General features: G+C 68.1%; 5 protein-coding genes. 2 read left to right on the forward strand and 3 right to left on the reverse strand.

Features of this window, described 5'->3' with window-relative positions:
• The first annotated feature begins 171 nt into the window (after positions 1–171).
• The gene (gene metK / locus TX83_RS09690; protein WP_064747737.1) at positions 172–1,398 is read left to right on the forward strand and encodes a methionine adenosyltransferase; all 1,227 of its coding nucleotides are present in this window, start codon (positions 172–174) and stop codon (positions 1,396–1,398) included.
• Between the two features lie 79 nt (positions 1,399–1,477).
• Here the strand turns inward: metK and TX83_RS09695 are convergent, their stop codons facing one another.
• Both TX83_RS09695 and TX83_RS09700 read right to left on the reverse strand, forming a co-directional pair.
• Positions 1,478–2,401 carry an XVIPCD domain-containing protein gene (locus TX83_RS09695; RefSeq protein WP_064747738.1) on the reverse strand — a complete coding sequence of 308 codons (924 nt, stop codon included), beginning with the start codon at positions 2,399–2,401 and terminating at the stop codon, positions 1,478–1,480.
• A 55-nt stretch (positions 2,402–2,456) separates the two neighbouring features.
• Positions 2,457–3,407, reverse strand: a complete 951-nt coding sequence (locus TX83_RS09700) for an XVIPCD domain-containing protein (protein WP_064747739.1) — start codon at positions 3,405–3,407, stop codon at positions 2,457–2,459.
• A gap of 197 nt (positions 3,408–3,604) precedes the next feature.
• Between TX83_RS09700 and bchE the strand changes: the two genes are divergently transcribed.
• The gene (gene bchE / locus TX83_RS09705; RefSeq protein WP_222423751.1) at positions 3,605–5,152 is read left to right on the forward strand and encodes a magnesium-protoporphyrin IX monomethyl ester anaerobic oxidative cyclase; all 1,548 of its coding nucleotides are present in this window, start codon (positions 3,605–3,607) and stop codon (positions 5,150–5,152) included.
• A gap of 56 nt (positions 5,153–5,208) precedes the next feature.
• Here bchE and TX83_RS09710 read toward each other — a convergent pair whose 3' ends face one another.
• Positions 5,209–6,870, reverse strand: coding sequence for a LysM peptidoglycan-binding domain-containing protein (locus tag TX83_RS09710; RefSeq protein ID WP_186442569.1), 1,662 nt, complete (start codon positions 6,868–6,870; stop codon positions 5,209–5,211).
• Positions 6,871–6,937: the final 67 nt, after the last annotated feature.

Raw genomic sequence — 6,937 nt, forward strand, 5'->3', positions numbered from 1 at the left:
CGCCATTGGGCGAAGATGCGGGGCGTAGGCCGGCGTTGCCTCCCCATTCACCGGCAAATCGGCCGCCGGATTAACCCCCGGCAACCCCCGGAAGCGGCACAATGCGCGTTCGCGGCCGAGCCTGTATCATATTCGGCCATCTTTCTATCCGAATACGAGGATAAAGCCTCGATGTCCAGCAGCTACCTGTTCACCTCCGAATCCGTCTCCGAAGGCCATCCGGACAAGATCGCCGACCAGATCTCCGATGCCGTCCTCGACGCCATCCTGGCCCAGGACAAGCGCGCGCGCGTGGCCTGCGAGACGCTGGTGAAGACCGGTGCCGCCATCGTCGCCGGCGAAGTCACCACCAGCGCGTGGGTCGACATCGAAGCGCTGGCGCGCAAGGTCATCAACGACATCGGCTACAACAACTCGAACGTCGGCTTCGACGGCCACACCTGCGCGATCATCAACATGCTCGGCAAGCAGTCGCCCGACATCGCCGCCGGCGTCGACCGCAAGAAGCCGGAAGAACAGGGCGCGGGCGACCAGGGCCTGATGTTCGGCTACGCCTGCAACGAAGCCCCGGAGTTCATGCCGGCGCCGATCTACTACTCGCACCGTCTGGTCGAGCAGCAGGCCAAGATCCGCAAGCAGAAGAACTCCAAGCTGCCGTGGCTGCGCCCGGACGCCAAGTCGCAGGTCACCCTGCGCTACGACGCCGAGCACAAGGTCGTCGGCCTCGACGCGGTGGTGCTGTCGACCCAGCACGACCCGGGCATCAAGCAGAAGGACCTGGTCGAGGGCGTGTACGAGCACATCCTCAAGCCGGTGCTGCCGAAGGCGTGGCTGGAAAAGCTGCCGAAGAGCAAGGTCCACATCAATCCGACCGGCATCTTCGTGATCGGCGGCCCGGTCGGCGACTGCGGCCTGACCGGCCGCAAGATCATCGTCGACAGCTACGGCGGCATGGCCCGCCACGGCGGCGGCGCGTTCTCGGGCAAGGATCCGTCCAAGGTCGACCGTTCGGCCGCCTACGCCGCCCGCTACGTGGCCAAGAACATCGTCGCCGCCGGCCTGGCCGACAAGTGCGAAGTGCAGGTTTCCTACGCCATCGGCGTGGCCGAGCCGACCTCGATCTCGGTCACCACCTTCGGCACCGGCAAGATCAGCGACGACAAGATCGAGAAGCTGATCCGCAAGCACTTCGACCTGCGCCCGTACGGCATCGTCAAGATGCTCGACCTGATCCACCCGGTCTATCAGCTGACCGCCGCTTACGGCCACTTCGGCCGCAAGCCGAAGGAAGTCAGCTACGTCGACGGCGCCGGCAAGAAGCACACCGCGACCGCATTCTCGTGGGAAAAGACCGACAAGGCCGACGATCTGCGCAAGGACGCCGGGCTGAAGAAGTAAGCCTGCGCCGGCGCGTTATCGCCGAAACGAGTCAAGGGCCGCGAAAGCGGCCCTTTTCTTTTGCCCCGATGGCGGCGGCTTACTGCGTCTGGCTTTTCTGCTGCTGCGCCGGCTGGCCCAAGCCCGGCGGCGGCGCATCCAGGGTGTCCCGGCTGGCGTTGGCCAGGCTCTGCGCGTCGGTCTTGAAGATGTCCACGCCCACGCCGGTGTAAGACGATTCTTGCGGCCCCTTGAACACGAACAGCTCGTCTTCGCGCTCGCCCCGGCCGTACCCGACGGCATCGATCGAATCGTAGATCTGCGCGGCGACGCAACCGCGGGTCAGCTCCGCGGCGACCTGCTCCTGCCAGGGCCGCCTGTCTTTCAGCATGCCCTGATCCTCCATTTCGCCGATGCGCTGCAGGATCGAACGATACAAATCGCCATGAGGGTGCCCGGGCTGGGTCAGCAACGGTCCGTCGCTCGCCGACGGCGACGGCAGCGCGACATCGGCGAAGATCTTGGTCGCCGCTCCGCCGTGTTCCGACAGCAACGCTTGATTTACGCCGTCGCGGCCGTCCGCGCTGGTTTGATAGCCGCGGTCGTAATCCGCGGCCAGATCGTCGTCCTTGAGCAGGTAGTGCGCGCCGGAGCCGCCGGGCGAACCCAGCACCCGGCAGCCTTCGTCCACGCGCAAATCGATCCGCTCCACTCCCTTGTCCTGCAACCATCGGGCCAGCCGCTGCGGCAGGAACTTGCCGGTGTCGTCGACGTCGACGATCACCGCCTTGATCTGCCCGGGCGGGCCCAGCGCGGAGGCGTCGAAGGCCGCATTCAATTGTTTCTCGTACGCCTGCCAACGGGCCTCGTCGTTGCAGGCCGAATACACGTGGCTCAGCGCGATCCGGCCGCCGCCGGCGAGGCCGACCGCCACGCAACCGCGCAGGCCGTCGGTGATCAGATCGGGCCCGCCGGCCTGCACGCTCAACCATTCGTCCGCGCCCACCTTGACCCGGTCGTTCATCGCTCGCTCTCCGTCAATCGCATGTCGTCCAGCCCCTCCCAAGCGCGCCTGCGGATCAGGTCGTCAGCGCACTGCGGTTGTTCTGCGCGTGCGGCGGCGGGGCCGGCGACGGCGCTGCGCCGAACGCCGGCAGCGCCGCATGCAAGCGCCGCGCTTCGGCGCTCAACGCCGGCATCGGCATATCCAAGGCGTCGTCGGTGACCACCGAGGCATGCCGCAAGGATTCGCGCCGGTTGCCCATGATCGCGAACAGCGAAGCATGGTCTTCGCCGCCGGTGATCACGGTATCGACGCGGCCGATGTTCTGTTTCAGACACTCCACCGTCAGCGCCGCCGCGGCCTGGCGCGCGGCGTACAGGCCCGGCAGCTCGCCGGCGTTGTCGGCGCCGACCGCCTCGGGCGGAATCTTGCCGAGGATCTGCCGGTACAACCCGTAAGCCGGATGCCCGTCCTCGGTCAGCACCGCGTCGCCCGCGGCGAAGTCGGCGCGCGGGGAATGCGCCGCGCCGGCCGGCCTGGCCCGATCCGACAGCGAGCCGGCCAGGCTCGCCGCATCGCCGGCATCGCTGGAGACCGCGTAGCCGTAGCGATAATCGTCCTCGCGATCGGCGCGCTTGAGCGTACAGCGCAAGCCGCCATCGCCCGCCGCGATGCGGCAGCCGTTGTCCTGGCGGATCTCGGCCCGGATGCCTTTTCCGTGCAGCCAGTCCTTGAGCCGCCACGGCAACCAGGCGTCGCTGCCGAGCTGACTGTCGCCCTGCGCGCAGACCAGCACCGCCTGCGGCCGTTCGCCCAGCGCCGACGCCGCCAGCGCTCGATCGAGCCCAGTCCGATAGGCCTCCCAGTGGCCGGCATCGCACGCGCAGGACACGTGCGACAGCGCGACCTTGCCGTCGCCGGCCAGACCGACCGCCACGCCGCCGGACAGGCCGTCGGCGATCAGCTCGGTGCGATCGGCATCGGCCACCAGCCATTCGTCCAGGCCGACCTTGACGCGTGCGTTCATCGCTCTCTCCGTGGATGGGGCGCTCGCCGTTGCGCGCGCCGCATCGGTGTTTACGCAAAACGTCCGCACAGGCGGCCTGTCGCGCCGACCGCCGTCACAGAACCGACGCAGCGGCCTCACGCCCGCCTCATCCTGAGCCCACCGCCGCCGCCGACAGTGCGCAGCGCGCCGGCACCTCGCCGGCCGGAGCCCTCCGCATGTCCGTCCCCGCCTTGCGCATCCTCCTGCTCAATCCGCCGCACACCGCGATCGGCAGCCGCGTGCCGCGCGAACAACTGCCGCCGCTGGGCCTGCTCAGCATCGGCGGCCCGCTGCTCGACGCCGGCTTCGCGGTCGAGCTGTTCGACGCCGAGTTCGGGCCGATGCCGATCGACGAGATCGTGCGGCAGGTGGTCGAACGCGCGCCCGATCTGCTGATGGTCGGCCACTCCGGCTCGACCTCGGCGCATCCCACGATCGCCCGCATCGCCGCGCGTGCGAAACAGGCGCTGCCCCGGCTGCGGATCGTCTACGGCGGCGTGTTCCCAACCTATCACTGGCGCGATGTCCTCAGCCACGAACCGGCGGTGGACTGCATCGTCCGCGGCGAAGGCGAACGCACCGCGGTGCTGCTCGCCCAAGCCCTGGAGCGCGGCGAGGAACCGGCCGGCGTACCCGGCCTGGCCTACCGCCGCAACGGCCGCATCGTCGATACCGGCCCGGCCGAAATGCTGACCGACCTGGACCAGGCCCGGGTCGGCTGGGAGCTGATCGACCACGATCGCTATTCCTACTGGGGCGGCATGAAAGCGGTGGTGGTGCAGTTCTCGCGCGGCTGCCCTTACCTGTGCAGCTACTGCGGCCAGCGCGGATTCTGGACCCGCTGGCGCCATCGCGATCCGGTCGAGTTCGCGCAGGAGCTGGCGCGCCTGTACCGAGAGCACGGCGTGCGTCTGATCAACTTCGCCGACGAGTTGCCGACCGGCTCGCGCAAGGCTTGGAAAGCGTTTCTGGAAGCGTTGATCGCCGAGAACGTCGGGCTGACCCTGGTCGGATCGACCCGCGCCGGCGATATCGTGCGCGACGCCGACATCCTGCATCTGTACAAGCGCGCCGGCGTGATCCGCTTCCTGCTCGGCATCGAGAGCTATTCCGAAGCGACCCTGCAGACCATCCGCAAAGGCGCCAGCGTGCGCGAGGACCAGCAGGCGATCCGCCTGCTGCGCGAGCACGGCATCATTTCGATGGCCACCTACGTGGTCGGCTTCGACGAGGACGGCGACCGCGACTACTGGAACTCGCTGCGCCACCTGCTGCGCTACGACCCGGACCAGATCCAGCTGCTCTACGCCACCCCGCACCGCTGGACGCCGTACTACGACAGCGTCGCCGCACGCAAAGTGATCCAGACCGATCCGCGCAAATGGGACTACAAGCATCAGGTGCTGGCGACCCGCGGCGTGCCGCCGTGGCGGGTGCTGCTGTGGGTCAAGGCGATCGAGGCGATCATGCAGCTGCGTCCGCGCGCCTTGTATCGCAGCCTGCTGCATCCGGACCGCGACGTACTGCGCGGCATGCGCTGGTACGTCCGCATGGGCCGCCGGGTCTGGCTGCGCGAGCTGTTCGAGTTCTTCTTCGCCGGCGGCCGCACCCGTCGCGGCCCCAGCGTCGAAGAGTTCTGGGGCGCCTCGCTGGCCGAACACGAGAACGCGCTGGCCAAGCCGCAGCGGCGACGCATCCCGATCCGCACGCTGCCGCAAGCCTGAACGCGCGACGGTTCGCCGCCCTCGGCAGACCCGACCGGCGCCCCCGCAGCGGGACTTCAGCCGGGAACATGCCGCCGCACGTCCATGTCGAGGCGGACGAAGCCGCGCCCGGCATGGCCGTCGGCCGCATCGGAGATGTCCAGCAGAGTGCCGGCGAAACCGTACTTGTTCTGGTTCATGTTGCGCGCCATGCCGATCGCGAACTGCAGGGTGCTGGCCGAGCGGCCGTCGCCGTCGTCGGTGAAGTGGGCGATCTGCGGCATCGTATCGCCGGCCTTTTCGGCTTTGGCGTTCAAGGACTGCATTTCCGCCTCGGTGAACGTCAGCTTTAGTTTTTGCCCCGGCTGCGCCGGACCGCTCTCGGTAACGCCGCCGCTGAGCACCCAGTTGATCTGCTGCGCCGAATGGTTGCCCTGTCCGCCGGTGTCGACGGTGTATTCGTAGGTACGCTCCGACCGCACTTCGTTGCCGTGCGCGTCGAAGTACTGGGTCACGGTCAGCGGCACGTTGTCGCCGTAGCTGAATTCGCGGGTCAACGCGATCGAACCATCGGGATGGGTCGTCTGGATGACGCTGCCGGCGTTGGCGCCGCCCATGGCGATATCGCCTTCGAGTTCGGCCGCACCGGTGGCCAGGTGGAGCTTGATCCGGCCCTGCGAAGACACATCCAGGCGCTGCACCGTCGCCACGCCCTCCACGCCCGGCTCTCCCTGCTCGGCGCGACCGGTGACGACGAAGCGCTCATAGGCGGCACGGCCTTCGGAACTGTCGAGGTCGAAACGCGCCGTACGCAGCGTCGAATCGGTGACATTGGTCTGCCCGCCGACGCTGATCGACGCCTCCACGCCGTGCTGATTGAAGCGCAGGCCGCCGCCGCTGAACGACTCCAGCGCCGAGCACGGCCCCTTCATCACCGTGACCTGATTGCTGTGCGGGTCGCGGGTGATCACGTAGGCCGACCCGCGCGCATCCTTGACCTGGCTCTCGCCGCCGATGTGCTTGAACGACCCAGCCAGGTCGGTCTGCTCGTACTGCTGTCCGTCCATGATCACCGACGCGCCGGGCGGAATCGTGCTGGGGTCGAAGGGATTGATCTGCGCGACCTGGGCCGGATCGTGGTTCTCTCCCGGCAGGATCACCTTGTAGCGGGCGCGGAAACCGATACCGATGGCACCCTCCGCCTCGAACGGTCCCGCCCGCCCCTCTGCGCGCACCAAGGTGACGTTGGCGCCGACCACGCTGAACTCGGTGCTCCCGTCCTTCTTGGTCCAACCCACTTCCACCGACACTTCGTTGCTGATCTTGAAGATCGAGTCGGCGCCGGTCTCGTTGGTCTGAGTCGCCCGGGTGACGTTGTCGCCGGGGTTGTGCATGACCTTCACCGAGCCCACGGCGCCGGCATACTCGCTCTTGCTGGTACCGTGGCCGGCGTCGTAAGGGCTGTCGATCGACCCTTCGGTCACGCTCATCGGTGCGGCCGGAATGTTGAGCGTGTCGCCGTGGAAGATCGGATCGGCGCGGCCGGCCTGCTGGGCCTCGTCCTGGCGCCACGTGTCCCGGAACAGCTCGGGATTGGCTTCGCGCAAAGCCTGCGGGGTGACGCCGTAGGTATCGGCGATCTGCAGCAGGGTTTCGCCGGGAGCGACCGTGTGCGTGGTCGGGCTCGATTGCGGCGAGAGCATCGGTGCGCCGCCGATGCTGTCTGGGGAAAGATACATGGGGGGCCTCGGGTGCGAGTGGAGGGTCGCGCCGCAGCGCATGCGCAGGCATGCGGTGCGGTACGCG

This window comes from Lysobacter antibioticus HS124, from assembly GCF_000336385.2.
Taxonomy (GTDB): domain Bacteria; phylum Pseudomonadota; class Gammaproteobacteria; order Xanthomonadales; family Xanthomonadaceae; genus Lysobacter; species Lysobacter firmicutimachus.